The sequence below is a fragment of the Microbacterium sp. NPDC077184 genome, from assembly GCF_040687055.1.
In the GTDB taxonomy this organism is placed as follows: Bacteria; Actinomycetota; Actinomycetes; order Actinomycetales; family Microbacteriaceae; genus Microbacterium.
Map to the genome: position 1 here is coordinate 76,686 of NZ_JBFBMM010000004.1, position 25,978 is coordinate 102,663.

A 25,978-nucleotide genomic window follows, 5' to 3' on the forward strand; every position below is an offset into this window, starting at 1 on the left:
GATTGTGGCAGGCGCGGGTGCGGACCGGGCCGGAACGCCGTTGGGCTACGGTGGGCCCATGACGCCGACGACGCTCATCATCCTCGGGGCGACCGGCGATCTGTCGCACCGGCTGCTCCTGCCCGCCCTCGGTCAGCTGCTCGACGAGGAGGAGGACCGCGAGCTCCGTCTCGTGGGCGCCGGCATCGACGATCTGGGCACCGACGCGTGGCGCACCCTCGTCGCCGAGGCATTCGGCGACGGTGCGAGCGACCGCGCCCGCGCGGTGGCGAGCGAGGCCGCGTACCTGCGCGTCGACATCACGTCCGCCGACGATCTCCGCACGCTCTTCGCGCAGACCTCAGGACGCCGCATCCTGTACTTCGCCGTCGCGCCGGCGATCGCCCAGGCGGCGTGCGAGGCCCTCACCCCCGACGACATCCCCGCCGAGACGATCCTGGCGCTCGAGAAGCCGTTCGGCTCCGACGAGGAGGGCGCGCGCTCGCTCAATGCAACACTCGCGGCACTCGTCCCGGAGAACCGCACGTTCCGCGTCGACCACTTCCTGGGCCGGTCGATGGTGCTGAACCTGCTCGGCGTGCGGTTCGCCAACCGCGCCCTGGAACCGGTGTGGCACGCCGAGCACGTCGAGTCGGTCATGATCCGCTACGACGAGTCCCTGGGGCTGGAGGGTCGCGCCGGGTACTACGACAAGGCCGGGGCGCTCGCCGACATGATCCAGAGCCACCTGCTGCAGGTGCTCGCCCTCGTGGCGATGGAGCCCCCGGCGACGCTGCACGAAGCGGACTTCCGCGCCAACACCACCGCGGTGCTCCGCGCGACCCACGTGCAGGGCGACGACCCGGCGCGCGCGTCACGGCGCGCGCGCTACGTCGCGGGAGAGGCGGGCGGAGAGCGGATGCCGGCGTACGCCGACGAGCCGGGAGTCGACCCGGCGCGGCAGACCGAGACCCTCGCGGAGGTGACGTTCGAGGTCCGCACGGAGCGCTGGGCCGGGGTTCCGTTCACGCTCCGCTCGGGGAAGGCCCTCGGGCGACCGATGCGTGAGATCGTCCTCACCTTCCGCCCCGTGCGTCACCTGCCCGACGGGTTCTCGGGGTCCACGGCGCCGTCGGTGCTGAGGTTCTCGCTCGGCCCGGACACGATGTCGCTCGAGCTGAACGTCAACGGCGGCGAGAGCCCGTTCGCCCTGGAACGCGCGACCATGTCGACCGACCTCGGCACCGGAGCACTGCGGGCGTACACGGAGGTCATCGGCAACATCCTCGACGGCGACGCGGTCCTCGCCGTGCGTGGGGACGCAGCGGAGCAGTGCTGGCGGATCGTGCAACCCGTCCTCGACGCGTGGCGGCGCGACGCTGTGCCGCTGGACGAGTACCCGGCGGGGAGCTCCGGCCCCGAGGCGTGGCCCGCGCTGCCGTGACCCCTCCCCCGTCGCACCAGGCGTCCGCGTCCCTGCGAGGCCTCAAGGAACGCGATACCGCGCTCCGCGAGCTGATGGACGATCCCGACTGCGATCCGGAGCGCCTGCGCGCGACGCTCCGCCGCTTCGACACGGTCAATCGGCTCGTCTCGGGGTGGGGCGGAGTCTACACACGCCGCATCCGTCCGTTCCTCGCCGGCCTCGGCCGGCCCGCGCGCGTCTTGGATCTCGGATGCGGAGGCGGCGATGTCGTCGTGCGCCTCGCCCGGATGGCCGCCCGCGACGGGATGGCGGTCGACTGGGTCGGCGCCGACCCGGATCCGCGCGCGATCGAGGTCGCCGCCGCACGCGACGCCCCGGGCACCGTCCGCTTCACGCGCGCGGACAGCACCGCCCTCCTCGCCGCCGGTGAGCGTTTCGACGTCGTGGTGTCGAATCACGTGCTCCATCACCTGGATTCCGCGGCGCTCGCCTCCTTCGCCGCCGATTCCCGCGCCCTCAGCTCCGGCCTCCTCCTCCACGGCGACATCGCCCGGAGCCGCCTCGCGTACAGCCTCTACGCGATCGGCATCACCCCTCTCCAGCACGGGACGTTCCTTCGCACCGACGGGCTGCGCTCGATCCGCCGCAGCCACACGCCCGCCGAGCTCCAGCGCCTCCTCGACGCCGAGGCTCCGGGGCTTTGGCACGTCGGCGCACCGGCGCCCTTCCGTCTCCTCGCGGAGAGCAGGGCGGGGTTCCGGACACGAGACCGATACGAAGGAGATTTCGATGCCTGATGTCCTGGTCGTGGGCGCGGGGCCCGTGGGAATGCTGCTGGCGGGCCTCCTCGCCCACGCGGGCGTCGACGTCGACGTGTACGAGCGTCGCCCGACGGCCGGCGACGGCACCCGGGCGATCGGTCTCCACGCTCCCGTCCTCGCAGCCCTGGAGACCTCGGGGCTGACGGACGCGTTCCTCGCCTCCGCTGCGCGCGTCGATCGCGGCGAGGCACGCGCGGGCGGCGAGCTTCTCGGCACCGTCCGCTTCGACCGGCTCCGCACGCGCTTCCCGTTCGTGGCGACCCTCCCGCAGGCCGAGACCGAGCGGATCCTCGCCGCCCACGCCCCGGAGCCTCTCCGCGGAGCCCACGTGATGGCGCTCGATCCGCGCGGCAACCACGTGCGCGTGCGCGCCGGCATCGGCGGTCGCCCGACGGAGTTGGCCGCCCCGATCGTCGTGGTCGCCTCGGGTGCGTGGGGGCGCGACCTCGTCTACCGCCCCGACGCCCTCGACCGGCACGAGTACCCGGACCGCTATCTGATGACGGATGCCGCAGCGCCCGCCGACGACGACTCCACTGTCGCGCGAGTGCACCTCGACCCCGACGGCGTGATGGAATCGTTCCCCCTGCCGGGCGGCATCCGCCGGTATGTCGCGTGGGATCGGAACGCCCCCGACGACGCCGACAGCGACACCGACGCCGACCGCGCGGAGCGGCTCCGCGACGCCGTCGCACGCCGCGGCGAACCGAAGGCGGCCGAGGGGATCACCGCTGCGACCGCCTTCGGGGTGCGCCGCGTCATCGCCCCGGCGCTCCGCCGCGGACGCCTCCTCGTCGTCGGTGACGCCGCGCACGAGGTGAGTCCGATCGGCGGTCAGGGCATGAACCTCGGTCTCCTGGATGCCGCGACCCTCGCGCCGCTCCTGACATCCTGGGTCCGCTCCGGAGCGGCACCCGATGCGCGTCTCGCCCGGTGGGAGAAGCGCCGCGTCGCTTCGGCACGGCACGCCGCGCGTCTCGCCGCGGTCAACACCGCGCTCGGCCGGCCGCTCGCCCCGCGAGCCGATGCGCTCCGCCGCGCGGCGGTCCGCATCATGCTCGGCCCCGCGGCCGGGCAGACCTTCGCCCGTGCCTACGCGATGGGCTTCGATCGCGACGCCTGAGCCCGCGACGCCTGCCTGAGCCCGCGACGTGTGAGCCCGCTCAGCCGGTGGCGACGAGCTGCACGGCGAGAAGGAGGGCGGCGAGCATCGTCAGGCGGAACAGAACCCGGTGCGGGCTCCGCGTGAGCGCGAGCACGACCGCGGCGACGGCGACGACGGCCACCGCGGCGAAGAACGCCCACGCCACGACGGGGACGACCGGCGCGACCCCGGCGATGACCGGGCCGACGAGCACCGCCGTCGCCCCGACGAGGATGCCGAGCGCGGCGAGAACCGTCGACACGCGAGCGCCGAGCCGGTGGGGAAGTCCACGGATGCCCGTGCGCGCATCGTCGTCGAGGTCGGGGAGCACGTTCGTGAGGTGCACGGCCGCGCCCAGGGCCGCACCGGCGATGCTCACCCAGACGGGCGCGAGCGTGCCGCCCGGCGCCGACAGCGTCGCGAACGACGGGAAGAGCCCGAAGCTCACGACGAAGGGGACGAGCGAGAACGGTGTCGCCTTGAGCCCGGCGTTGTACGCCCATGCCGAGGCGAGCGCGACGGCGTGGGCGGCGAGCATGCCCGCGCCGAGCGGCACCGACAGCGCCAGCGCCAGCCCCAGCGCGATGAACGCCGCGGTCCACGCGGCCCGCTCGGAGACCTCCCCTGTCGCGATCGGCTTGTCGGCGCGTCCGACCGCGCGGTCGCGCGCCGCATCGATCGCGTCGTTGGAGATGCCGACCGACACCTGACCGGCGAACACGGCGACACCGAGCAGAGCGAGGCGCCCGGCATCCACTCCTGCCGCCACACCGAGCGCGAGGGCGAGCACCGTGACGACGAGGGTCGGCCCGGGATGAGTGGAGCCCCAGAGCCCGCGCACCAGCATGTGTCGACCGTACCGTCGGCGCGCGCCCGTCACGCCCGTGGCGCCCTGACGGCTCAGTCCTCGAGCAGCTCCGCCTCGATCACGTCGTCGTCCGCGTCCACCGACGCGCCCCCGCCGGCCGGAACAGCCGGGCCTTCGCTGGAGAGCGCGAGCTGCGCTCCCGAGGCGTCGACGTCCACCCGCACGAGGTCGCCGTCGCGGACTCCGCCGGACAGCAGCGCCATGGCGAGGCGATCCTGGATCTCGGACTGGATGAGACGACGGAGCGGCCGCGCCCCGAACACCGGGTCGTATCCGCGCTCGGCGAGCCAGGCCCGAGCGTCCGGGGTCACCGCGAGCGTCAGACGCCGGTCCTTGAGCCGCCGCTGCAGCGCGTCGACGGTGAGCTCGACGATCTGCGAGAGGTCGTCTTCGGTGAGCGCCTGGAAGATCACGATGTCATCGAGACGGTTGACGAACTCGGGCTTGAAGGCCTGACGGACGAGCGCCTGCACCTGGTCGCGCTTGACGTCCATGGCCAGCGTCGGGTCGATGAGGATCGGCGAGCCGAGGTTCGAGGTGAGGATCAGGATGACGTTCTTGAAGTCGACCGTCCGACCCTGCCCGTCGGTGAGGCGCCCGTCGTCCATGACCTGCAGGAGCACGTCGAAGACCTCGGGGTGGGCCTTCTCGACCTCGTCCAGCAACACGACCGAGTACGGACGCCGCCGCACGGCCTCGGTCAGCTGACCGCCCTGCTCGTACCCGATGTATCCGGGAGGGGCCCCGACCAGGCGCGAGACGGAGTGCTTCTCGCCGTACTCCGACATGTCGATGCGGACCATGGCGTGCTCGTCGTCGAAGAGGAACTCCGCGAGCGCCTTCGCCAGCTCCGTCTTGCCGACACCGGTGGGGCCGAGGAAGAGGAACGAACCGGTGGGGCGATTCGGGTCGCTGATGCCCGCGCGCGAGCGACGGACGGCATCCGACACCGCCTTCACGGCCTCCTTCTGGCCGATCAGGCGCTTGCCGAGCTCGGCCTCGAGGTGCAGCAGCCGCTCGGTCTCGCCCTGCAGCAGCCGGCCGACGGGGATGCCGGTCCACGCGGCGATCACGGCGGCGATGTCCTCGTCGGTGACCTGGTCGTTGACCATGCGCTCGCCCGTCGGCTCCTCGCGCTCGGCGATGACGAGCTGACGCTCGAGCGCCGGGATCTCGGCGTACAGCAGCCGCGAGGCCTTCTCGAGGTTTCCCTCGCGCTGGGCGCGCTCGGCCTCCATGCGGGCGGCGTCCAGCTGGGTCTTCAGATCGCCGACCCGGTTGAGCGACGCGCGCTCGCGCTCCCAGCGCGCCTGCAGCTCGTCGAGGCGCTGCTGCTCCGTCGCCAGTGTTTCGCGCAGGACGGCGAGACGCTCCTTGGAGGCGTCGTCCTTCTCCTTCTTCAGCGCGAGCTCCTCGAGCTTCAGGCGATCGACGTGGCGGCGGAGCTCGTCGATCTCGAGCGGCGCCGAGTCGATCTCCATGCGTAGGCGGGAGGCGGCTTCGTCGATGAGGTCGATGGCCTTGTCCGGCAGCTGACGGCTCGGGATGTAACGGTGCGAGAGGGACGCCGCGGCGACGAGGGCGGCATCCGCGATGGCGACTTTGTGGTGCGCCTCGTAGCGCTCCTTGAGTCCGCGCAGGATCGCGACGGTGTCCTCGACACTCGGCTCGCCGACGTAGACCTGCTGGAAGCGACGCTCGAGAGCGGCGTCCTTCTCGATGAACTCGCGGTACTCGTTGAGCGTCGTCGCCCCGATGAGGCGCAGCTCGCCGCGGGCGAGCATCGGCTTCAGCATGTTGGATGCCGCGACCGAGCCCTCCCCGCCGCCGGCGCCCATGAGCACGTGCAGCTCGTCGATGAACGTGATGATGGTGCCGTCGGACTCGGTGATCTCCTTCAGGACGCTCTTCAGGCGCTCCTCGAACTGGCCGCGGTACATCGCGCCGGCGACGAGCGCCGAGATGTCGAGCGTGACGAGCTCCTTGTCCTTGAGCGATTCGGCGACGTCGCCCGCGACGATGCGCTGGGCGAGGCCCTCGACCACGGCGGTCTTTCCGACGCCGGGTTCGCCGATGAGGACGGGGTTGTTCTTGGTGCGGCGGGTGAGCACCTGGCTGACCCGTCGGATCTCACTGTCCCGGCCGATGACGGGGTCGAGCTTGCCCGCGCGTGCGCGGTCGGTGAGGTTGATCCCGAACTGCTCGAGGGCGCTCTGCGCCTCCTCCTGCCCGGGCATCTGCGTGGCGTTCATTTTGTCTCCTGAAATCTCTGCCGACTCAAAGTTGAGTCGTGCTGACTCAACTTTACCACCGCGGAGGTCAGCCGGCAATGGAGAAGGACGCACCCTCCTCGACGCACGCGAAGCGGGCCCGGTACGCGGTGGGGGTGGTCCCCAGCATCCGGGCGAAGTTCTGCCGCAGCACCGCGGCTGAGCCGAACCCGCACTCGTCCGCGATGCGGTCCAGCCCCCAGTCGGTGCGCTCGAGCAGGCGCTGGGCGTGGAGGATCCGCTGGCGGCCGAGCCACGCCGCCGGCGTCGCGCCGAAGTCGGCCTTGAACCGTCGGGCGAACGTGCGGGCCGACATGTGGGCGCGCGCGGCGAGCTGGTCGACCGACAGGTCGCGGTCGAGGTTCTCCACCATCCAGTCCGCAACGGGTGCGAGCGAGTGCGAGGCGGCGACCGGCAGCGGGTGGGCGATGAACTGCGCCTGTCCGCCGTCGCGCTGGGGCGGGACCACCATGCGCCGCGCGATCTGGTTGGTCGCCTCCGGACCGAGCTCCTGGCGAAGGAGGTGGAGGCATGCATCGAGGCCGGCCGCGGTTCCCGCGCTGGTGATGACGCGCCCGTCCTGCACGTAGAGCACATCGGGGTCGACCGTGATCTCGGGGTACATCTCCGCCATCGTGGCGGCGTACCTCCAGTGCGTCGTCGCCCGGCGCCCGTCCAGCGCGCCGGACGCCGCGAGCACGAACGATCCGCTGCAGACGCTCAGCACCCACGCGTCGCGGTCGACCGCGCGCTGGATCACCGCGGCGATGCGCGGATCGATCACGCCCCAGCTCGCGCGAGGCACCGGCGTGACGACGACGAGATCGGCCTCATCGGCGAAGGCGAGGTCGTGCTCGACCGTGATCGAGAACGACATGTTGCTGCGGATCAGCCCCGGCTCGACCGCGACGATGCGGAAGTCGAAGTTCGGGATGCCGTCGTCCGAGCGGTCGAGGCCGAACGCCTCGCAGGCGAGACCGAACTCGAACGGCGCGAATCCGTCCTGGACGATGACGGCGACGGTCTCCATGACGCTCCCGGTGATCGGTGGCAGTTTCACGTGGTGCACACTCATCCTGCCACTCCCCGTCGCGGGACGGTACCGGGTGGCCTAGAGGCGACCCGGCCGGGTGGCGTCGGATCGCGAGGTGACGGTGTCGCCCGAGAGCCACCGGAGCCACAGCGACCCCGGATCGCCCTCCAGCACGAGGGCGCGGACCGCGAGGGTGAGCGGGATGGAGAGGATCGCCCCGAGCGGTCCGATGATGAACGTCCAGAAGATGACCGAGAAGAAGCTCAGGGTGAGGCTGAGGCTCACCGCGTCGCTCACGAACTTCGGCTGGATGAGCACCTGCAGTGTCACGTTCACGACGCAGTAGATGGCGACGACGGCGAGCATGAGGGGCCACCCGCCGACGACGAGGGCGAGGAGCGCGGGCGGGACGAGACCGATGACGAAGCCGATGTTGGGGATGAAGTTCGTCACGAACGCGAGGATCGCCCAGACCGCCGGGGCCGGGACGCCGAGCGCCCACAGCGCGAGGCCGTCGATGATCGCGACCACGGCACCGAAGCTGGCGTTGACGACGTAGTAGCGGCGCACGCCGATGTTGAAGCGGTGGAAGCGGCGCAGGGGGCCCCCGGCCGTCCCGCCGAAGGACCGCTGGGCGCGACCGTAGCGGGCGCCGTCCGCGGCCATGAAGATCACGTAGGCGATCACGAAGAAGAGGGCGGTCAGCACGCCGATCGCCGTGCCGCTGAGCGACGTCACGAACGACAGGATCGTCGAGGGCTGCAGCAGCGAGGCCGCGGCATCCGACGCCTGCTCGTCCAACCCCACGGTGCCGAGCCAGGCGATGACCGACTGCGCGGTCGCCTGCAGGTCGTCGGCATAGTCGGTCACGAGCCCGACGAACTGCACGCCCGCGAAGTACAGCAGCCATCCGAGCACGCCGAGGATGAGGTAGGCGACGACGATGACGGCGGTCGTCCCCGCCCAGCGTGGCCAGCCGAGCCTCTCGAGCGGATGCCGCACCGGGTGGCAGATGATGACGATCACCGCCGCGAGCACGAGGGGGCCGACGAGTTCGCGCGCGACGAAGAGCCCGGCGAGGACGACGACGGCCGCGGCGAGGCCGACGAGGACCCGCAGGCTCGGCGACAGCGCCGGGGGCGGGGGCGGAGGCGCCGCCGGGGCGGCGGGCCTCCGGCCGCGGCCGCTGAACGGCCGGAACGGACGTGGTCGGCGCTGTTCCTCGGTCATCCCCGCACTCTATTGCCCGTCGCGCATTGGCAGTTTTCCTGCGGACACCGGCACGTCTGCCACTCATGGCGGAAATCCAAGCGGCGTAGCTTTTCTGCCATGATTCTCATCCTGATTCTGATCGTCCTCTCCGCGATTGGCGTCGTCGGCACCGTCCGCGCCCTGCGGAACGACGGCTACCGCCGCATCCCCACCGATTGGTCCCGCATCCCGTGATCCCAGGGGCGGGACTCTCGCCTCAGCCGCGGAGCACGCGCTCGTACACCTCGAGCATCGCGGCGGTGCGGGAGCTCTGCCGGAAGCGCTCGCGCACCGTCGGGTTCGCCGGCACCGCGCGGCCGGCGTCGATGTCGGCCACCGCCTTTTGGAGGGTGCGGGCGAGGGCGTCGACCGAGGCGTCGGCGGCCTGCGGTGGGGCATCCACTCCTCCGCCGACCGCCCAGAATCCGCTGCCGAGCTCGCGGGCGATGTCCGGGTCGCTCACGATCGAGGGCGTGCCGAGGGCCGCCGCCTCGAACGGGGTCATGCCCTGCGTCTCGAACCCGATGGACGTTTGCACGAGCGCATCGGCGGCTCGCAGCCGCGCGAGCGAGTCGCCGTAGGGGCGACGACCGGAGAAGACGACGGATGCCGCGGGCGTCGACCGTGCGACGAGCCGCTCCGCCGCGCGGCGCTGGCCGCCGCCGCCGAGCACCTCGACGCGCGCGCGAATCCCCGACCGCGCGACGGCCTCGAGGAAGGGCAGCAGGCGCTTCTCCGGGCTCATGCGTCCCATCCAGACGAGCAGGGGCCCGGCCTCCGGCCTCTGCGACGCCCCCTGCTCCTCGGCGAGCGCGGCGTCCAGGACGTCGTCGTCGATGCCGTTCCAGATCACGTCGACGCGCGGCGCCACGCCGTGGGCTTCGAGTCGTCGGGCGAAGTGCGCGGACGGCGCGGTGACGGCATCCGACTGCACGGCGAGGCGGCGGAGGTAGGCCCACCCGTCGTGCCCGCGCGGGATGTCTCCGACGGCGCGGCGCTCCCATGCCCGCAGCGCGTGGCGCTCCCACGCGTTGAGGACCCGGAGCACGGCCCTCGGAAACGGCGTCGTCGCCTCGATGCCGACGTCGACGCGGTTGTGCAGGGTCTGGACGACCGGGAGGCCGTGCCGCTCGGCGAAGCGGTGCCCGATGAAGGCACCCCAGAAGTCGGCCTGCACGTGCACGATGTCCACCGGTGGGCGGCGTCTCATCGCCCGGTCGAGCCACACGTCGGTGCGCCGACCCGGCCACGTCAGGGAGTACTCGCGGTCGGGCGTGATCGGCACCGACGGCAGGTCGACGAACGCCTCGTCGGGGGCCACGGCGCGCCCGCGCGGACCGTGCATGCGCGGGGCGACGACGGTCACGGTGTGACCGTCGCGCTCCAGGAACCGGCGCTGGAGCCGCATCGACACCTGCGCCCCGCCGAAGGATTCGACGTGCTGGTCGCCGAAGAACACGACGTGCACGGGTGGCCTAGACCGGCAGGGGCTCGTCGCGATACAGCGCCTCGAAGGTCTCGAGCGTGCGTCGGATGTCGTGGACCTTCACCCCGTCGAGGGAGGCCTTCTGCATGCGCTCCCGCTCGGCGGGACTCAGCGTGAGCACCGCGGTGAGCTTCGCGGCGAGGTCGTCCACGTCGCCGGGCCGGAAGAGGTACCCGTTCTCGCCGTCGTGGACGAGGTGGGGCAGGGCGACCGCGTCGGCGGCGACGACGGGAAGGCCCGAGGCCATGGCCTCCATCGTGGCGATGGACTGCAGTTCCGCGATCGAGGCGATGACGAACGCCGAGGCGTGGGTGAGGAACCCGCGGAGCTCGGCGTCGGTGGTGTGACCGTGGAACCGCACGCGGTCGGCGATGCCGAGCTCTGCGGCCAGCTGCTCGAGGTTCCGGCGCTGGTCGCCGTTGCCGACGACGTCGAAGCTCACCGCGAGGGCGGGGTCCAGCGCCGCGATCGCTCGGAGGACGACGTCGATCTGCTTCTCGGTCGTGAGACGCCCGACGAAGACGAGACGGTTCGCGTCCCGCGGGGTGAGATCGGCGGTGTACTGGGCGGCGTCGATTCCGCAGCTGATCGGGATGACGGAGGAGACGTCGATCGTCTGCTCGAGGAAGGTCGCGGCGTTGCGGGTCGGCGTGGTCACGGCGCGCGTCATCGCGAAGGTCCGCTGCGCGTCGGCCCATGCGAGCTTCACCACGACGCGGTTGAGGGCATCCGGGAGCAGCGTGAAGTCGAGGATGTTCTCGGGCATGACGTGGTTCGTCGCGATGACCGGGATGCCGCGCTTGCGCGCCTCGCGGGTCAGGCCCCGCCCGATGACGATGTGCGACTGGATGTGCACGACATCCGGTCGCACCGTGTCGAGGACCTTCCGGGCGTAGTACTTCGAGCGCCACGGCAGAACGAAGGTCAGCCAGTCGTGCGGGAGGTACCGGTACGACGGCAGGCGGTGCATCGTCATCGGCTGACCCTCGATCACCTCGGTGCGGGTCCCGTGGTTGCGGTGACCGTCGCTCGGGGCCATCACGTGGACGTCGTGGCCGCGCGCCACGAGGCCGGCGGCGAGCCGCTCGGCGAAGCGCGCGGCTCCGTTGACGTGCGGGAGGAAGGTGTCGGCGCCGATGAGGATCCTCAACGGGCGCCCGGAGGCGGCGGTGTCGTCGGTCGTCGCAGGGTCGGTCACGGGTGCGGGGCCTGTCTGTGCGGCGGGGCGCTCGGGGGATGGCTGAAGCGCGGTCCCACTGTACCGGAGGGGTTCAGACTCCCCGTTTAGGCTGGGGCGATGTCCCGACTCGACGCGCACGCCGACACGACCCTGTGGGTTCCGGTGACCGGATCCTTCGGGTTCCGCGGCCGGCGTCACCGCAAGGCGGCGATCCGGATGCTGCTCACCCAGGCGAACTCGGCGATCGGCGCGACCGAGCGCCCCGGCAGCTCGGTCGCCGCGTGGGCGGCGAGCCAGGCCGCGCCCCTGCTGATGCGACGGATGGCGGGACGGATGCTCGCGTGGGTGTGGAAGGCCGATCCCGAACTGGGCGTGGTCATCGCACAGCTCCAGGAGGCGACGCCGCAGGTGCGGGCGGCGCGGGCGATGATGCCGATGGAGTTCGACGACACCGAGGACTTCCGAAGCCCGCACCTCGGCACCGGCGAGAAGCTCGAGCTCCCCTTCGGCGCGCCGAACCCGATGGACCCGGAGCGGCGCGGCTCGCCGACGGCGACCTACACGTGGGACACCGGCACCCACCTGGTGACGGTCTCGGCGATGTCCCCCGACCGCGAGCGGTTCGGAATCTTCATCTCCGCCGTCGACGATCTGGTGCGCACGCTGCGCGTCGTGGACGACCTTTCCGCGGGCGAGACGCCCGGCATGCTGCGGATAGACCCGGCCTGAGCCTCAGCGCGCGGTCGGATGCAGCTCGATCGCGGTCTCCGGCAGCAGGCCCAGCTCGACGGCGCGCGCGACGGCGGCGCTGCGCCCCTGCACCCCGAGCTTGCGGTAGATGTGCGACACATGGGTCTTGATGGTGTTGACCGAGACGTAGCAGCGCTGCGCGAGCTCGACGTTGGTCAGCCGCGTCGGAAGGTAGGCCAGCAGCTCCTGCTCGCGTGAGGTCAGCGGCTCGACGAGAGCGTCGTCCGCGCTCGGAACCCGACGCCGAGCCCGCTCGAGGATCTGTCGGCGGAACCCGCCCGGTTCCCCGGGCAGCGCCGCGACGAGCGCGAGGACCTCGTCGCCCGCGCGGAGGAATCCGTGCGTGAGCCCCTCGCGCTCCCCGACGGCGAGGGCCGCGCGCAGATGGGCCTGTGCGAGCGGCATCCGTCCCCCGAGCGCGGCCGCCCACGCGCTGCACAGCGCGTATTCGACGATGGTCGTCGGGTCGGCGGTGGCGACGTCGATCGCGAGCTCGTCGAGGCGCGCGGCGGCGGCGGCACCATGCCCGCGGGCGAGCAGCGAGGCGATCTCCTCGAACGCCAGCGACGACCACGTCCTCTGCGGTGGCACGGCGGGGGACGGGTCTCCCGCTTCGCGCGCGAGTCGGTAGCGGACGACGTCGATGATCGCTCTCGCCATCGGCACGGGGATCCCCTCCGGCTCGACGCGCTCGCCGACCGATGTCAGGTCGATCAGGCGCCCCACCGCGTACCCGACCCACGCCAGGGAGTCCCGCCGGTTCGCCTCGGCGCGCCGCATCGCCTCCTCCCACGCCAAGGCACCGCGGTCCGGCTCGCCGCGCTGAACGGCCACGACCGCGCGTGCGAGGAAGGCATCGGCAGGGGCCGGGTGCGCGAGCAGATCGGTGTCGGCGGCGAGCCCGAGGGCTTCGGCGGCCAGCTCGCCCGCGACGCGCAGGTGCCCCGCGATCGCCTCCAGCAGCGCGAGCGAGCCGAGGGCGTGGATCCGATAGGGCGGATACCGGCCGCCCGGTGAGGTCGTCGCGCGCTGGAGCCACCCGCGGGCGTCCGAGATCCGCCCGAGGAAGAACAGCGCCCGCCCGCCGCTGAGCAGGGCGAGGGTGCGCAGGAGCGTCGGGTGCCCGAGGCCCATGAGGGAAGGCGTCTCGATGTCGGGATCGGCGTCGAGAGCCGTCAGAACCCAGCGGGCCTCGGCGAGGTGACCCTCGGGGTGGGGGCGGAACTGCACCGCGCCGGCAAGGAAGGTGCGGAGGACCAGCTCGACGCCCGGCTCCACGCCGTCCAGCAGCAGCCCACGCGCGAGCGCCTCGCCCTCCGCGGCGCTGCCCGACATGCCCAGGTTCACGGCGTACAGCGCCTCCGCGTGCGCGTGGCGGCGACGGACATCGGACGGCACCGTCGACAGCCACCGCGCCACCGTGGCGGTCTGTCCTCTCTCGTACACGTCGCGACCCCGGCCGAGGATCAGGGCGAGCGCCCGGTCCCAAGCCCGCGCGCGGAGAAGCATCTCGATCGCCGATGCAGCGTCGCCGACGCCGACGAACCAGTCCGCGGCGATCGTGAGGAGGACCGCTTCCGCGCCCGGATCTTCGGCGCGGAGGCGGTAGCGCAGCACGTCGCGGATGAGGTGATGGAAGCGGTACGCGCCGACTGTCTCTGCGACCGGCACGATGAAGAGGGACTCGCGCACGAGGGACTGCAGCAGGGCCTCGCCGTCCTCCACGTCGCAGAGGGCCTGCGCGAGGGGCCCGGTCAGCTCGTCGGCGACCGAGAGGCACAGCAACGCGCGACGCCGCTCCCCGGGGAGGGCGTCCAGCACCTCCTCGGAGAGGTAGTCGACGACGAGGCGGTCGCTGTCGCGGAAGGCGTCTGCGAGCGCGACCGCGTCCGACCGGAAGCGGAGGCTGAGTCCCGCCAGCTGCACGCCCGCAGCCCAGCCTTCCGTACGCTCGCGGATGGCGCGGGAGACGGCATCGGACACGCCGCCTCCCGCGAGCGCACCGAGCACACGAGAGGTCTCGTCGTCGTCGAAGGCGAGGTCCCCCTGTCGGATCTCGACCAGAGCGTGAGCCAGGCGGTGGGCGCTCCAGCGCTGCCCCGGGTCGACGCGCGAGGAGACGATCATGTGCGCGTGCGGAGGCAGGCGCGCCGCGAGCCGCCAGAGGTCGTCGGCGATCTCGCGGCGGGGAAGCAGGTGGAAGTCGTCGAAGACGAGGACGATCTCGCCGTCGTGCTCCGAGAGGGCGACCACCAGCGAGTCGACGAGGGCGGCACCGAGTCCACCTCGCGCCTCGCCCGGTGGGGCGTCGAGGTCGGCGAACGCCGGATGCCTCGCCTCGAGCCCCGCGACCAGGCGCTCGGCGAAATGGGCGGGGTCGGCATCCGCGGCCGTGAAGTGGAACCACGCGACGGTCAGATCGGGGCGGCTCTTCACCCACTGGGCCAGGAGGACGGTCTTACCGGCACCGGCGGGCGCGACCAGGAGCGTGAGAGGCGAGCGGACGCCAACGTCGAGCCGCCTCCGCAACGCGGGCCTGTCCACCGCGTGCGGCGGTGCGGGATGCGAATCGGGCATCGCGGGCCTTCCCAGTTCCCCTTGCTCCTCGGAGGAATCATCCCACAGGGGTGACGGCGGATCGAGCGCCGGGCGGGCATCGTTGCGCTATCCGCACCGCGTCCGCGCGGCCGACGGGAAGGAGGCTCCATGACGGAGCACGTGGTGGACATCGTCGTGCGCGGCACGCTCGGCCCGGCGCTCGCCGGCGCACTCGACGGCTTCACCGTCGAAGATCGCGGCGACGGCACGACATCGGTCCGCGGCGCCGTGGTGGATCAGGCCGCGCTGCTGGGACTCCTGCGGATGCTGGACGACCTGCGCGTCGAGGTCGTCTCCGTCAACCGCGTCCCCGCCGCGTGATGGCGGGGGCCGGCCGGTCTCACCCCGGTGGGGTGACGAGCGCGCCGCCCCCGGCCCGTAGATTCGATTCGACGGCGGACGCTCCGGTCCGCCCCGAGAGAGGGAAGTCATGGACCTCTGGAGCTTCATCGCCTGGCTCTTCTGGATCTTCGTGTTCGCCGCCTACCTGATGGTGGTGTTCTCGATCCTTGCGGACATCTTCCGCGACCACTCCCTGGCCGGCGGCTGGAAGGCGGTGTGGATCCTGTTCCTGATCTTCATCCCGTTCCTCACCGCGCTGGTGTACCTCATCGCCCGCGGACGCGGCATGCAGGAGCGGTCGGTCGCCCAGGCCGCCGCGCTGCGCGAACAGCAGGCGGAGTACATCCGGAGCGCCGCCGGGACCTCCAGCCCGAGCGACGACATCGCCAAGGCCAAGGCGCTCCTGGATGCCGGTACCATCACGCAAGCGGAGTTCGACGCCCTCAAGGCCAAGGCCCTCGCCTGAGCATGACCACGGAGGAGCGGGCATGACCACTTTCGACTACGGACCCATCGAGTTCTACGCCGTCTCCTTCGACGGAGACCGCCCGGGCCCGGCGATCCTCCAGGCGATCGACGATCTCGTCGCCGCCGGCACCGTCAACGTGCTGGACCTGGTGTACGCGCGTCGCTCGCCGGAGGGCGAGCTGGAGGTCCTGGAGCTGTCCGACACGACGGACGACGGCGACGTGCCGTCCCTCGACCTGGCCGGGCTCGCGGGGATCGACGACATCGAGGAGCTCGCGGCGAACGTCGCGCCCGGCACCTCGGCGGCCATCCTCGTGGTGGAGCTGCTGTGGGCCAAGGCCTTCGCGTCGGCCCTGTACGACGCGGGCGGGGCGGTCATCGCGCGGGAGTCGATCCCGGCACCGATCGTCAACGCCTTCCTGACGGCGAACGTCGACGACGAGGAGGACGCATCATGATGCGGAGAATGGGACGCCCCGGGCTGATCGGGCTCGCCGCGCGCACGGCCGTCGTCGCCGGGACGGCCAGCGCCGTCTCCGGCGGCATGCAGCGACGCCAGCAGCAGAAGGCGTACGACAGCCAGCAGCAGCAGGCCTACGAGGCGCAGCAGCAGCAGATCGCGATGGAGCAGGCCGCGGCCCAGGCCGTCGCTCAGGCGCAGGCCGCGCAGGCACCCGCCGCGGCCCCGGCCCCGGCTCCCGCCGCGGGCGGCGTCGACCTCGTCGCCGAGCTGCAGAAGCTCGGATCGCTGAAGGAAGCCGGGATTCTCACCGACGCCGAGTTCGCCGCCGCCAAGGCCAAGCTGCTCGGCTGATCAGGATGCTCGGGGGGCCGGTCCGTCGGGGACCGGCCCTTCGTCGTCCGCGGACCCGGACACCGGGGGCGCCCCGCGGAGCTCGTCGATCTTCTCGGCGATGAGACGGAACTGCGCGCGCGTCGCGGGCTCCTGGTCCTCGTGGCCCTGCGCGGCGCGCTCGAGCACCCACGAGGCGAGCGTCGCCGTGACCACACCGACCACGGCCACGCCGCCGAGCATGAGGAGCACCGCCACGAAGCGCCCCCACGCGGTCACCGGGTAGAAGTCGCCGTACCCGACGGTGGTGATGGTCACGAACGCCCACCAGACGGCATCCCCGAAGTTCTCGATGTTCGCACCCGGAGCACCACGTTCGGCCTCGAGGACCGCGAGCGCGGCGATCCAGATGAGCACGAGGGCGGCGCCGATGCCGTAGATCGCGATGCGGCTCCGCAGCGCAGTGCCTGCCGTGCGCTGCAGCACGTGGACGAGCGTCAGCGCCTTGAGGAGGCGCAGCGGCCGCAGCGCCGGCACACTGACGACCAGCAGGTCGAAGATGTGGCGGCGGAACCACACGCCGCGCGGCTTCGCAATCGCAAGCCGCACCAGGTAGTCGACGACGAAGACGGCCCAGGTGATCCCCATCACGAGGCGCGCGACGAGATAGGCGGTTCCCTGCAGATCGGCGATGACCTGCCACGAGTAGGCGACGATGAACAGCAGCGACGCCACGATGAGCGGCCAGGAGGTGATGTCGTGCCACCTCTCCAGGGTCATTCCGCGTCGGGGCGCGGCATCCGTTCGGGTGGGGGGTGGCGTCACATCGCCAGGCTATCGATCCCCTGCGGCACGACCGGGGATTTCACCCTCCGGATCACCCGGCGCAGCATGTCGCACCGGCGGTGCGCGGTGCCACACTGACCCCATGACAACCGAACGATCAAGTCCGGTCGCCGACGCCTGGGCTCCTCCCCCGTCGCTCGCGGCGCAGGTCGAGGCGGGTCGCGCGGCGCGCGCCGAGGTGCCGCGCGAGCGGTTGGCGGACCTCCCCGCCGGCGCGCGGGATCCGATGTCGATCCTCGACGCACAGGATGCCTCGCGCGTGGTCGAGCTCGTCCCGATCCGCACCGAGCGGATGGCCGAGAGCCCCTTCGCGTTCTACCGGGGGACGGCGGCACTCATGGCTGCGGACCTCGCGCGCTCGCCCGGGACGACACTGTCGGTCGGGTCGTGCGGTGATGCTCATGTGGCGAACTTCGGCCTCTTCGCCTCGCCGCAGCGGACGCTCGTGTTCGACCTGAACGACTTCGACGAGTCGGCGTGGGCGCCGTTCGAGTGGGACCTCAAGCGTCTGGTGGCGAGCATCGTCATCGCCGGGGCATCCGCCTCCCGGGACGAGAAGGTGGTGACGGATGCCGCGCTCCGCGCCGTCCGCACCTACGCGCGGTCGCTGCGCGGCGGCGTGCAGCGGAGTCCGTTGAAGCGCTACTACGACCACTTCGACGCCGTGGCCGCCGAGCGCGCGGTGGACGCCGAGACGCAGGCGGCGATCCAGGCGGCGGTGAAGGATGCCGACCGGCGGACGTCCGCGCGGGCGGCGCGTAAGCTCACCGTCCGCGCCGAGAACGGCAGGCTCACGTTCGTCGAACAGGCGCCGACGATGACGCACGTGGAGCCGGCGATCGAGCGGAACGCGCTGGCGTTCTACGCGGCGTACCTCGCCTCGGCGAACGTCGACATCCGGGTCCTGCTGCAGAAGTACGCGATCGCCGACGTCGTCCGTCGGGTCGTGGGGGTGGGGAGCGTCGGCACGCGGTGCTACCTGATCGCCCTCGAGGACGGCGACGGCAACGCGCTGATCCTGCAGGCGAAGGAGGCCGGGCCGAGCGTGCTGATCCAGTACGGCGGCGCGGAGCAGCCGTCCGGGGTCTCGCGGTACATCGATCGGTTCCGCGACGGCGGCCGGGTCGTGGCGATGCAGCGTGTGCTGCAGGCGGTGTCGGATCCGTTCCTCGGCCATCTCTCCGGCATCCCGTCGGACATCGAGGCGGAGCGGTCGTTCTACGTGCGCCAGTTCCACGACAAGAAGGGCGGCTTCGACACCGACACCCTCGAGGACACCTCCTTCGTCTGGTACGCCCAGGCCTGCGCGGCGACCCTCGCGCGTGCGCACGGGCAGTCGCCGACCGCGGCGATCGTCTCCGGGTACCTCGGTGGCGGCCGCGTGGCGGGCGAGGCGATCTTGGAGTGGTCGCACGCCTACGCCGCGCTCTCCCACGCCGACTGGGAGCTGTTCCGCCGCCACCGCGGCGTGGCCTGATCCGTTCAGACGTCGCGGCGCGGGTCCTCGTCGAGCGGGGCCGGGCGCGGGCGCCACACGACGAGTTCGGTGGCGCGGCGCACGCGCGCGCCGTGTCGAAGCGTGACGACGGAGCCGGATGCCCCGGCGGCGAAGACGCGGGCGCCAGGGCGCGACTGGCGCTCGCGATCGAGCTGCTGCTCGAGGTCGCGGACGCGGCGACGCAGGTCGTGCACCTGCTGTTCGAGCGAGATGAGTCGGGCGATCGCGGGAAGGCTCATGCCGTCCGCGGAGAGCCGGGCGACCTCCCGCAGCTGCTCGACGTGGCGGAGGGAGTATCGACGCGACCCGCCCTGGGTGCGGGCGGGGACGACGAGACCGAGCCGGTCGTACTGTCGGAGGGTTTGCGGGTGCATGCCCGACAGCTCCGCGGCCACGGCGATCGCGAAGATCGGGGCCTCGTCGTCGATCTGCTCGTTCACTCCGCCTCCTCTCAGCCGCGTGCCTTGGCCATGAGGTCGGCGCGCGGGTTCTCCTTCGGCTCGAGTTCGTGGAACTTCTCCAGCGCTTCGCGCGCGCGGTCGTCGAGGTGCGTGGGCACGGCCACCTGCACCTCGGCGAGGAGATCGCCGAGGCCCTTGGCGGTCTGGACGCCACGCCCCTTGACGCGCAGCACGCGACCCGACGGGGTCCCGGGCGCGACGCGGAGCTTGACCGGGTCGCCGCCGAGGGTCGGCACCTCGATCGTGGCGCCGAGTGCCGCCTCGGTGAAGGTCACCGGCACGGTCACGCGCAGGTTGAGCCCGTCGCGCGTGAAGACCGGGTGCGGGCGCACCGTGACCGAGACGACCACGTCGCCGCTCTCCCCGCCGTCCGGCGACGGGCGGCCGCGGCCGCGCAGACGGATTTTCTGACCGTCGGAGACGCCCGCGGGGATCTTCACCTTGAACGGCTTGCCGTCTTCGCCCTGCAGCGAGATGGTCTCCCCCTTGGTGGCGGTGACGAAGTCGATCGTCGTGCGCGCGGTGACGTCGGCGCCCCGGGTGGGTCCCCCGTAGCCGCGGAACCCGCCCGTGGACTGCCCGAACCGGCCCGAACCGAAACCCGATCCGCCCTGGTTGAACATCGAGAAGATGTCCTCGAAGTCCTGCGCCTGATAGCGACCGCCGCCCCGCCCCTGACCGAACTGGCTGAAGACGTCCTCGAAGCCGCCGGCACCCTGGCCACCCGCGGTGAAGCGGGCGCCCGAGCCCATGGCGCGCATCTGGTCGTACTCCTGACGCTGCTCGGGGTCGGACAGCACGGCGTACGCCTCGCTGATCTCCTTGAACTTCGCCTCCGCCTTTGCGTCGCCCTGATTGGAATCCGGGTGATACGTGCGCGCGAGCTTCCGGTAGGTCTTCTTCAGATCGGATGCCGTGACATCCTTGGCCACGCCGAGCGTCGCGTAGAAGTCCTTCTCGAACCAGTCCTGACTGGCCATGTGTCCTCCGGTCTACTCCGCCGGAACCGCGACGACGACCTTGGCCGGTCGCAGTTCGACGGAACCCAGGCGGTAGCCGATCTCGACCACCTCGAGGATCGTCGCCTCGGTCGCACCGGGGGTCGGCGCCTGGAAGATCGCCTCGTGCTGCTGCGGGTCGAAGACCTCGCCGGCGGCACCGTAGGTCTCGAGTCCCATCCGCTCGGCGACGCCGCGGAGCTTCTCGGCGATGGCGGCGAAGGCGGTGCCCTCGGTGAGATCGCCGTGCTTCGCGGCCCGGTCGAGGTCGTCCAGGACCGGCAGCAGTCCCTTCGCGACGGACCCCTTGGCGCGAGCGATCTCGATCTCCCGCTGATCCTCGGTGCGTCGACGGTAGTTGGCGTACTCGGCCTGCAGGCGCTTCAGGTCGCCCAGCAGCTGCGACTCGAGGTCGGCGAGGACGGCATCCTCCGCCGCGGCGTCGACGTTCTGATCGGCGCCGAGGATGTCGTCGACGGTCAGCTCGTCACCGTCGACGTCTCCGGGCACGCTCCCGTCGCCCGCGTAGTCGTCGTTCCGGCCCACCTGCGGGTCGGACCCGGAAGCCTGCGCTTCCGGGTCCTCGCCGCCGGGGACCTCGTTGTCGAAGTCCTTGTCCGTCATGATTACTTCTTCTCGTCCTCGTCGTCCACGACCTCGGCGTCCACGACATCCTCATCCGCGGTGGAGGAGGTGCCCTCAGCGGACTCGCCTGCCGGCGCGTCCGCGGACTGCTCGCCCTGCGCCTGCGAGGCCTGGTAGATGGCTTCGCCGATCTTGCCCTGCGACGCGTTGAGCGTGTCGAACGCGGTCTTCACCGCGTCGTCGTCGTCACCGGCGAGCGCGGTCTTCAGCGCGTCGACGTCGGCCTGCACCGACTCTTTGACGTCGGCGGGGAGCTTGTCCTCGTTCTCCTTGATGAGCTTGTCGATGGAGTACGCCAGGGTCTCGGCCTGGTTGCGGACCTCGGCGGCCTCGCGGCGCTTCTTGTCCTCCGCCGCGTGCTCCTCGGCCTCGCGCACCATGCGCTCGATGTCGTCCTTCGGCAGCGACGAACCGCCGGTGATCGTCATCGACTGCTCCTTGCCGGTGCCCTTGTCCTTCGCCGAGACGTGCACGATGCCGTTCGCGTCGATGTCGAAGGTGACCTCCACCTGCGGGATGCCGCGGGGGGCGGGGGCGATGCCGGTGAGCTCGAAGGTGCCGAGCGGCTTGTTGTCACGGGTGAACTCGCGCTCGCCCTGGAAGACCTGGATCGCCACGGACGGCTGGTTGTCGTCGGCCGTGGTGAAGGTCTCGCTCCGCTTGGTCGGGATGGCGGTGTTGCGCTCGATGAGCTTGGTCATGATGCCGCCCTTGGTCTCGATGCCGAGGCTCAGGGGGGTGACGTCGATCAGCAGCACGTCCTTGCGCTCGCCCTTGAGGACACCGGCCTGCAGGGCGGCACCGACGGCGACGACCTCGTCCGGGTTCACGCCCTTGTTGGGCTCCTTGCCGGCTTCCTTCTTCACCAGCTCGGCGACGGCGGGCATACGGGTCGATCCGCCGACGAGCACGACGTGGTCGATGTCGCCGACCTTGATGCCGGCCTCGCGGATGACGTCCTCGAACGGCTTCTTGGTGCGGTCGAGGAGGTCCTTGGTGAGGTCCTCGAACTTCGCCCGGGTGACGGTCTCGGACAGGGAGACGGGGCCCGAGTCGGTGAGCGACAGGTAGGGGAGGTTGACCGAGGTCGAGGTGGAGCTGGAGAGCTCCTTCTTCGCCTGCTCGGCCGCTTCCTTCAGGCGCTGCAACGCGATCTTGTCGCCCGAGACGTCCACACCGGTGGTGTCCTTGAACTGCTTGATGAAGTAGTCGACCAGACGCTGATCCCAGTCGTCGCCGCCGAGACGGTTGTCGCCGGAGGTCGAGCGCACCTGGATGGTGGAGAAGTCGTCGTCCTTGCCCACTTCGAGCAGCGAGACGTCGAACGTTCCGCCACCGAGGTCGAAGACGAGGATGAGCTCATCCTCCTTGCCGCGGTCGAGACCGTAGGCGAGGGCGGCCGCGGTCGGCTCGTTGATGATGCGCAGGACGTTGAGGCCCGCGATCTCGCCGGCTTCCTTGGTCGCCTGACGCTCGGCGTCGTTGAAGTACGCGGGAACGGTGATGACGGCATCCGTCACCGTGTCGCCGAGATACTGCTCGGCGTCGCGCTTGAGCTTCTGGAGGATGCGCGCGGAGATCTCCTGCGGCGTCCACTTCTTGCCGTCGACGTCGAAGCCCCACGTGGTGCCGATGTGGCGCTTCACGCTCGAGACGGTGCGGTCGACGTTGGTGACGGCCTGGCGCTTGGCGGTTTCACCGACGAGCACCTCGCCGTCCTTGGTGAAGGCGACCACCGAAGGGGTGGTCCGGAAGCCTTCGGCGTTGGCGATGACCTTCGGCTCGCCACCCTCGAGGACGCTCACGACGGAGTTCGTCGTTCCGAGGTCGATGCCCACAGCACGTGCCATGTGTTTCTCTCCTTCTGTGTGGACCCGTGGGTCCGGGGTTGATGGAAGTCCGCTCGCGTTCCCAGACCTCTGCCGAGGAACCTGAGTCGCGATGGCTCAACGTTACTCCCGCCCGTTCTGCATGTCAAATGAACTTGATACGACCCGGCTCAACTTCTGCGGCGCGGGCTCGCGTGCAGGATCACGGAGATGTGCAGGATCACGGATGCCGCACCCGGGGTTCGTCCGTCATCGTGCGCATGTCCGTCCCCCTGCACGGGCGGCCAGGGCTGCGACCCGGCGCGGCGCCACCGCGCGTTCACCCGCGCGGCCTACCGTGACGGACATGAGCGCCACGGGAGACCTCGACCGCACCACGCCCGATCCCTCGCGCCCCGAACGCACGCGCCGACGCGCCGTCGTCGCCTGGGGGCTGTGGGATTGGGGCTCGGCGGCGTTCAACGCCGTGGTGACGACCTTCGTCTTCGCCGTCTACCTGACGAGCTCGAGCTTCGGGCCCGAGGGCACCGTGGAGGCGCAGCTCGGCTGGGCCCTCGCCGCCGCCGGCCTGCTCATCGCCCTCCTCGCCCCCATCACCGGGCAGCGCTCGGACACCTCCGGTCGGCGGAAGCTCTGGCTCGCGGTGAACACCTACGTGGTGGTCGCCCTCACCGCCGCGATGTTCTTCGTCGAGCCCGACCCGTCGTTCCTCTGGCTCGGCCTGTTCCTCCTCGCCGCGGGCAACGTGTTCTTCGAGTTCGCCGGCGTCAACTACAACGCGATGCTCTCCCAGGTGTCCACCCCGCGTTCGATCGGGCGGGTCAGCGGCTTCGGCTGGGGCATGGGCTACATCGGCGGCATCGTGCTGCTGCTGATCGTCTACTTCGGCTTCATCCAGGGCCTCTTCGGCGTGCCCGACGAGAACGGCCTCCCGGTGCGCATCGCGATGATCGTGTCGGCGGTGTGGTTCGGACTGTTCGCCCTCCCGGTCCTCTTCGCCGTGCCCGAGTACCGCGGGGCCGGCGCGCGCCGCGAGAAGGTGGGCTTCTTCGCCTCCTACGCGCGGCTCGGACGCGACGTCGCGCGCCTGTGGCGCGAATCGCGACCGACGGTGTGGTTCCTCCTCGCCAGCGCCGTGTTCCGCGACGGGCTCGCGGGCGTCTTCACCTTCGGCGGCGTGCTCGCGGCATCCGTCTTCGGCTTCTCGCCGGGCGAGGTGATCCTCTTCGCCATCGCGGCGAACGTCGTCGCGGGGATCTCGACGATCGCCGTGGGCGCGCTCGATGACCGCCTCGGCGCGAAACCCGTGATCGTCGCAGCCCTCACGGGCCTGGTGGTCTCCGGCCTCCTGGTGTTCTTCCTCCGCGACGGCGGACAGATCGTCTTCTGGACCGCGGGCCTCGCGCTCACCCTGTTCGTCGGTCCCGCCCAGTCCGCGTCCCGCACGTTCCTCGCCCGCATCATCCCGCCGGGACGCGAGGGCGAGGTCTTCGGTCTCTACGCGACGACGGGGCGCGCGGTGTCGTTCCTCGCTCCGACGATGTTCGCGCTCTTCGTCACCATCGGCGGCGCGGCGGCCTTCGGCATCCTCGGCATCGTGCTCGTGCTGCTGCTCGGACTCGTGATGCTTCTTCCGGTGCGCGCGGCGCAGGAGCGCCTGAAGGACTGAGCGCTACTTCGGGGCCCGCGACCGACGCAGCCACGACGGGAAGCGCAGCCCGGTCTCGTTCGGCGACTCGACCTCGAGCCCGTAGTGCTCGCCGATCTGGTCGACGAACTCGCGCCGACGGGCTCGTTCGTAGAGCTTTCTCTCGCGCTGGAAGGCGATGATCGTCGACCAGCACATCAGCAGCATCACGACGCTGAACGGCAGGGCGATGAGGATCGCCGCGGTCTGCAGGGCGTTCAGGCCCCCGGCGATCAGGAGCGCGACGGCGAGGATGGCGGTGGCGAAGGTGAAGAGCGTGCGGACCGGGCGGGACGGCTCGGGGTTTCCACCCGTGGCGAGCATCCCCATCACGAGGGCCCCGGAGTCGGCCGAGGTGACGAAGAAGATCGCGACCAGGACGATCGCGCCGATCGTGAGTGCCAGCGTGCCGGGGAGGTACGTGAACAGCTCGAACAGGCTGCCTTCGACATCCACCTCGCCGCCCGGGGCGAGTGCCCCCGGCTGATCCATCTCGATCTTGATCGCCGATCCGCCGAGGACGGCGAACCAGAGGATGCCGACGAGGGTGGGGACGATGAGGACGCCCATGACGAACTGGCGCACGGTGCGCCCGCGGCTCACGCGCGCGATGAAGACGCCGACGAAGGGTGCCCACGAGATCCACCAGCCCCAGTAGAACGCCGTCCACGCGGCCTGCCACTCCTGGCCGACCTCTCCCTGGAACGCACTCACCGAGAAGCTGAGGCCGATGAAGTTCTGCAGGTACGCGCCGATCGACTGCACCCACTCGCGCAGGAGGTAGGTGGTGTCGCCGGCGATGAGGATGAAGATCAGCAGGATGCCGGCGAGGATGAGGTTCGCGGTCGAAAGCCACTTCATCCCGCGGGTGAGGCCGGAGAGCACCGAACCGAGCACCGCCACGGTGATCACGGTGATGATCGCGACGTGGACGACGAGCGTGGGCTCCTCGATGATGCCGGCGGCGTTGAGGCCCGCACCGATCTGCAGCACGCCGAGGCCGAGCGAGGTCGCGACGCCGAAGAGGGTGCCGACGAGGGCCACCGTGTCGATCGTGTTGCCCCAGCCGCCCTTGACCCGACGACCGATGAGCGGCTCGAGGGCGTAGCGGATCGACAGCGGACGACCGCGGCGGTGGATCGCGTAGGCCAGGGCGAGGCCCACCACGACGTAGATCGCCCACGCGTGCACGCCCCAGTGCAGATAGGTCTGGGTGAGCGCCGACTGCGCGAGCTGCGCGGGGGTGCCCGCGACGCCGGGCTTCGGGTCGATGTAGTGACTGAGCGGCTCGCTGACTCCGTAGAAGACCAGGCCGATGCCCATTCCGGCGGCGAAGAGGAGCGACACCCAGCTGAGGAAGGAGAACTCCGGCTCCTCGTCGTCGCGTCCGAGCTTGATGTCGCCGTACCGGCTGAAGCCGATGAACACCGCGAACACGACGAAGAATGCGGCGATGAGGACGTAGTACCAGCTGAAGGTGTTGACGACGACCGTCTGGATCGCGCCGAACGCCGCCTCCGCGGCCGCCGGGAAGATGATGGCGAAGGAGCTGAAGATCGCGACGACGATCGCGGCCGGCCAGATCACCCACGGGGTGGCCCGGAT

23 protein-coding genes are annotated in these 25,978 nt (G+C 71.1%); 10 read left to right on the plus strand and 13 right to left on the minus strand.

Annotated elements, in window-relative coordinates; all coding sequences use genetic code 11:
- Positions 1 to 58 precede the first annotated feature (58 nt).
- From AB0O93_RS09230 to AB0O93_RS09240, 3 genes are read left to right on the plus strand one after another with little or no spacing between them, the layout of a single operon-like run.
- Entirely contained in the window at positions 59 to 1,423 is a 1,365-nt protein-coding gene (locus AB0O93_RS09230) for a glucose-6-phosphate dehydrogenase (protein ID WP_363342676.1), read from the plus strand.
- Positions 1,420 to 2,202, plus strand: a complete 783-nt coding sequence (locus AB0O93_RS09235) for a methyltransferase domain-containing protein (protein ID WP_363342678.1) — start codon at positions 1,420 to 1,422, stop codon at positions 2,200 to 2,202. The genes AB0O93_RS09230 and AB0O93_RS09235 overlap by 4 nt, the downstream gene beginning before the upstream one ends.
- Positions 2,195 to 3,349 carry an NAD(P)/FAD-dependent oxidoreductase gene (locus AB0O93_RS09240; protein ID WP_363342680.1) on the plus strand — a complete coding sequence of 385 codons (1,155 nt, stop codon included), beginning with the start codon at positions 2,195 to 2,197 and terminating at the stop codon, positions 3,347 to 3,349. The genes AB0O93_RS09235 and AB0O93_RS09240 overlap by 8 nt, the downstream gene beginning before the upstream one ends.
- Before the next feature lie 40 nt (positions 3,350 to 3,389).
- Here AB0O93_RS09240 and AB0O93_RS09245 read toward each other — a convergent pair whose 3' ends face one another.
- The 6 genes from AB0O93_RS09245 to AB0O93_RS09270 form a co-directional block, all read right to left on the minus strand.
- Positions 3,390 to 4,217 (minus strand): UbiA family prenyltransferase, encoded by an 828-nt coding sequence (locus tag AB0O93_RS09245; protein WP_363342682.1) that lies wholly within the window; start codon positions 4,215 to 4,217, stop codon positions 3,390 to 3,392.
- Between the two features lie 53 nt (positions 4,218 to 4,270).
- On the minus strand, positions 4,271 to 6,490 hold the full coding sequence (locus tag AB0O93_RS09250; RefSeq protein ID WP_363342684.1) for an AAA family ATPase: 2,220 nt from the start codon (positions 6,488 to 6,490) through the stop codon (positions 4,271 to 4,273).
- 67 nt (positions 6,491 to 6,557) lie between these two features.
- Complete coding sequence (locus tag AB0O93_RS09255) at positions 6,558 to 7,538, minus strand: helix-turn-helix domain-containing protein (RefSeq protein WP_363342962.1); 981 nt, start codon at positions 7,536 to 7,538, stop codon at positions 6,558 to 6,560.
- 81 nt (positions 7,539 to 7,619) lie between these two features.
- The gene (locus AB0O93_RS09260; RefSeq protein WP_363342686.1) at positions 7,620 to 8,771 is read right to left on the minus strand and encodes an AI-2E family transporter; all 1,152 of its coding nucleotides are present in this window, start codon (positions 8,769 to 8,771) and stop codon (positions 7,620 to 7,622) included.
- Positions 8,772 to 9,009: 238 nt separating this feature from the next.
- Complete coding sequence (locus tag AB0O93_RS09265; protein WP_363342688.1) at positions 9,010 to 10,260, minus strand: glycosyltransferase family 4 protein; 1,251 nt, start codon at positions 10,258 to 10,260, stop codon at positions 9,010 to 9,012.
- A 7-nt stretch (positions 10,261 to 10,267) separates the two neighbouring features.
- On the minus strand, positions 10,268 to 11,476 hold the full coding sequence (locus AB0O93_RS09270; RefSeq protein WP_363342690.1) for a glycosyltransferase: 1,209 nt from the start codon (positions 11,474 to 11,476) through the stop codon (positions 10,268 to 10,270).
- 99 nt (positions 11,477 to 11,575) lie between these two features.
- On the opposite strand from AB0O93_RS09270, the gene AB0O93_RS09275 reads away from it, so the two are divergent.
- On the plus strand, positions 11,576 to 12,187 hold the full coding sequence (locus tag AB0O93_RS09275; RefSeq protein WP_363342692.1) for a hypothetical protein: 612 nt from the start codon (positions 11,576 to 11,578) through the stop codon (positions 12,185 to 12,187).
- Positions 12,188 to 12,190: 3 nt separating this feature from the next.
- Here the strand turns inward: AB0O93_RS09275 and AB0O93_RS09280 are convergent, their stop codons facing one another.
- Positions 12,191 to 14,785 (minus strand): LuxR C-terminal-related transcriptional regulator, encoded by a 2,595-nt coding sequence (locus AB0O93_RS09280; protein WP_363342694.1) that lies wholly within the window; start codon positions 14,783 to 14,785, stop codon positions 12,191 to 12,193.
- 129 nt (positions 14,786 to 14,914) lie between these two features.
- On the opposite strand from AB0O93_RS09280, the gene AB0O93_RS09285 reads away from it, so the two are divergent.
- The 4 genes from AB0O93_RS09285 (at position 14,915) to AB0O93_RS09300 (ending at position 16,430) form a co-directional block, all read left to right on the plus strand.
- Entirely contained in the window at positions 14,915 to 15,127 is a 213-nt protein-coding gene (locus tag AB0O93_RS09285) for a hypothetical protein (RefSeq protein WP_363342696.1), read from the plus strand.
- 109 nt (positions 15,128 to 15,236) lie between these two features.
- Positions 15,237 to 15,614 carry an SHOCT domain-containing protein gene (locus AB0O93_RS09290; protein ID WP_363342698.1) on the plus strand — a complete coding sequence of 126 codons (378 nt, stop codon included), beginning with the start codon at positions 15,237 to 15,239 and terminating at the stop codon, positions 15,612 to 15,614.
- Between the two features lie 22 nt (positions 15,615 to 15,636).
- Positions 15,637 to 16,074, plus strand: coding sequence for a DUF6325 family protein (locus tag AB0O93_RS09295; protein ID WP_363342700.1), 438 nt, complete (start codon positions 15,637 to 15,639; stop codon positions 16,072 to 16,074).
- Positions 16,071 to 16,430 (plus strand): SHOCT domain-containing protein, encoded by a 360-nt coding sequence (locus AB0O93_RS09300; protein ID WP_363342702.1) that lies wholly within the window; start codon positions 16,071 to 16,073, stop codon positions 16,428 to 16,430. Before AB0O93_RS09295 ends, AB0O93_RS09300 begins: the two co-directional genes overlap by 4 nt.
- Here AB0O93_RS09300 and AB0O93_RS09305 read toward each other — a convergent pair whose 3' ends face one another.
- Positions 16,431 to 17,234, minus strand: a complete 804-nt coding sequence (locus AB0O93_RS09305; RefSeq protein WP_363342704.1) for a potassium channel family protein — start codon at positions 17,232 to 17,234, stop codon at positions 16,431 to 16,433.
- Between the two features lie 103 nt (positions 17,235 to 17,337).
- On the opposite strand from AB0O93_RS09305, the gene AB0O93_RS09310 reads away from it, so the two are divergent.
- The gene (locus AB0O93_RS09310) at positions 17,338 to 18,732 is read left to right on the plus strand and encodes a DUF2252 domain-containing protein (RefSeq protein ID WP_363342706.1); all 1,395 of its coding nucleotides are present in this window, start codon (positions 17,338 to 17,340) and stop codon (positions 18,730 to 18,732) included.
- 5 nt (positions 18,733 to 18,737) lie between these two features.
- Here the strand turns inward: AB0O93_RS09310 and AB0O93_RS09315 are convergent, their stop codons facing one another.
- Genes AB0O93_RS09315 through dnaK form a run of 4 tightly spaced genes read right to left on the minus strand, consistent with a single transcriptional unit; the run spans position 18,738 to position 22,707 of the window.
- Positions 18,738 to 19,193, minus strand: a complete 456-nt coding sequence (locus tag AB0O93_RS09315) for a MerR family transcriptional regulator (RefSeq protein ID WP_363342708.1) — start codon at positions 19,191 to 19,193, stop codon at positions 18,738 to 18,740.
- A gap of 11 nt (positions 19,194 to 19,204) precedes the next feature.
- Entirely contained in the window at positions 19,205 to 20,194 is a 990-nt protein-coding gene (locus AB0O93_RS09320; RefSeq protein WP_363342710.1) for a DnaJ C-terminal domain-containing protein, read from the minus strand.
- A 12-nt stretch (positions 20,195 to 20,206) separates the two neighbouring features.
- The gene (locus tag AB0O93_RS09325) at positions 20,207 to 20,836 is read right to left on the minus strand and encodes a nucleotide exchange factor GrpE (RefSeq protein WP_363342712.1); all 630 of its coding nucleotides are present in this window, start codon (positions 20,834 to 20,836) and stop codon (positions 20,207 to 20,209) included.
- A gap of 2 nt (positions 20,837 to 20,838) precedes the next feature.
- The gene (dnaK, locus tag AB0O93_RS09330) at positions 20,839 to 22,707 is read right to left on the minus strand and encodes a molecular chaperone DnaK (protein ID WP_363342714.1); all 1,869 of its coding nucleotides are present in this window, start codon (positions 22,705 to 22,707) and stop codon (positions 20,839 to 20,841) included.
- Between the two features lie 325 nt (positions 22,708 to 23,032).
- Here dnaK and AB0O93_RS09335 point away from each other — a divergent pair, with 325 nt between their 5' ends.
- Positions 23,033 to 24,355 (plus strand): MFS transporter, encoded by a 1,323-nt coding sequence (locus AB0O93_RS09335; RefSeq protein WP_363342716.1) that lies wholly within the window; start codon positions 23,033 to 23,035, stop codon positions 24,353 to 24,355.
- A 3-nt stretch (positions 24,356 to 24,358) separates the two neighbouring features.
- Here the strand turns inward: AB0O93_RS09335 and AB0O93_RS09340 are convergent, their stop codons facing one another.
- Positions 24,359 to 25,960, minus strand: a complete 1,602-nt coding sequence (locus AB0O93_RS09340; protein ID WP_363342964.1) for a BCCT family transporter — start codon at positions 25,958 to 25,960, stop codon at positions 24,359 to 24,361.
- Positions 25,961 to 25,978 lie beyond the last annotated feature (18 nt).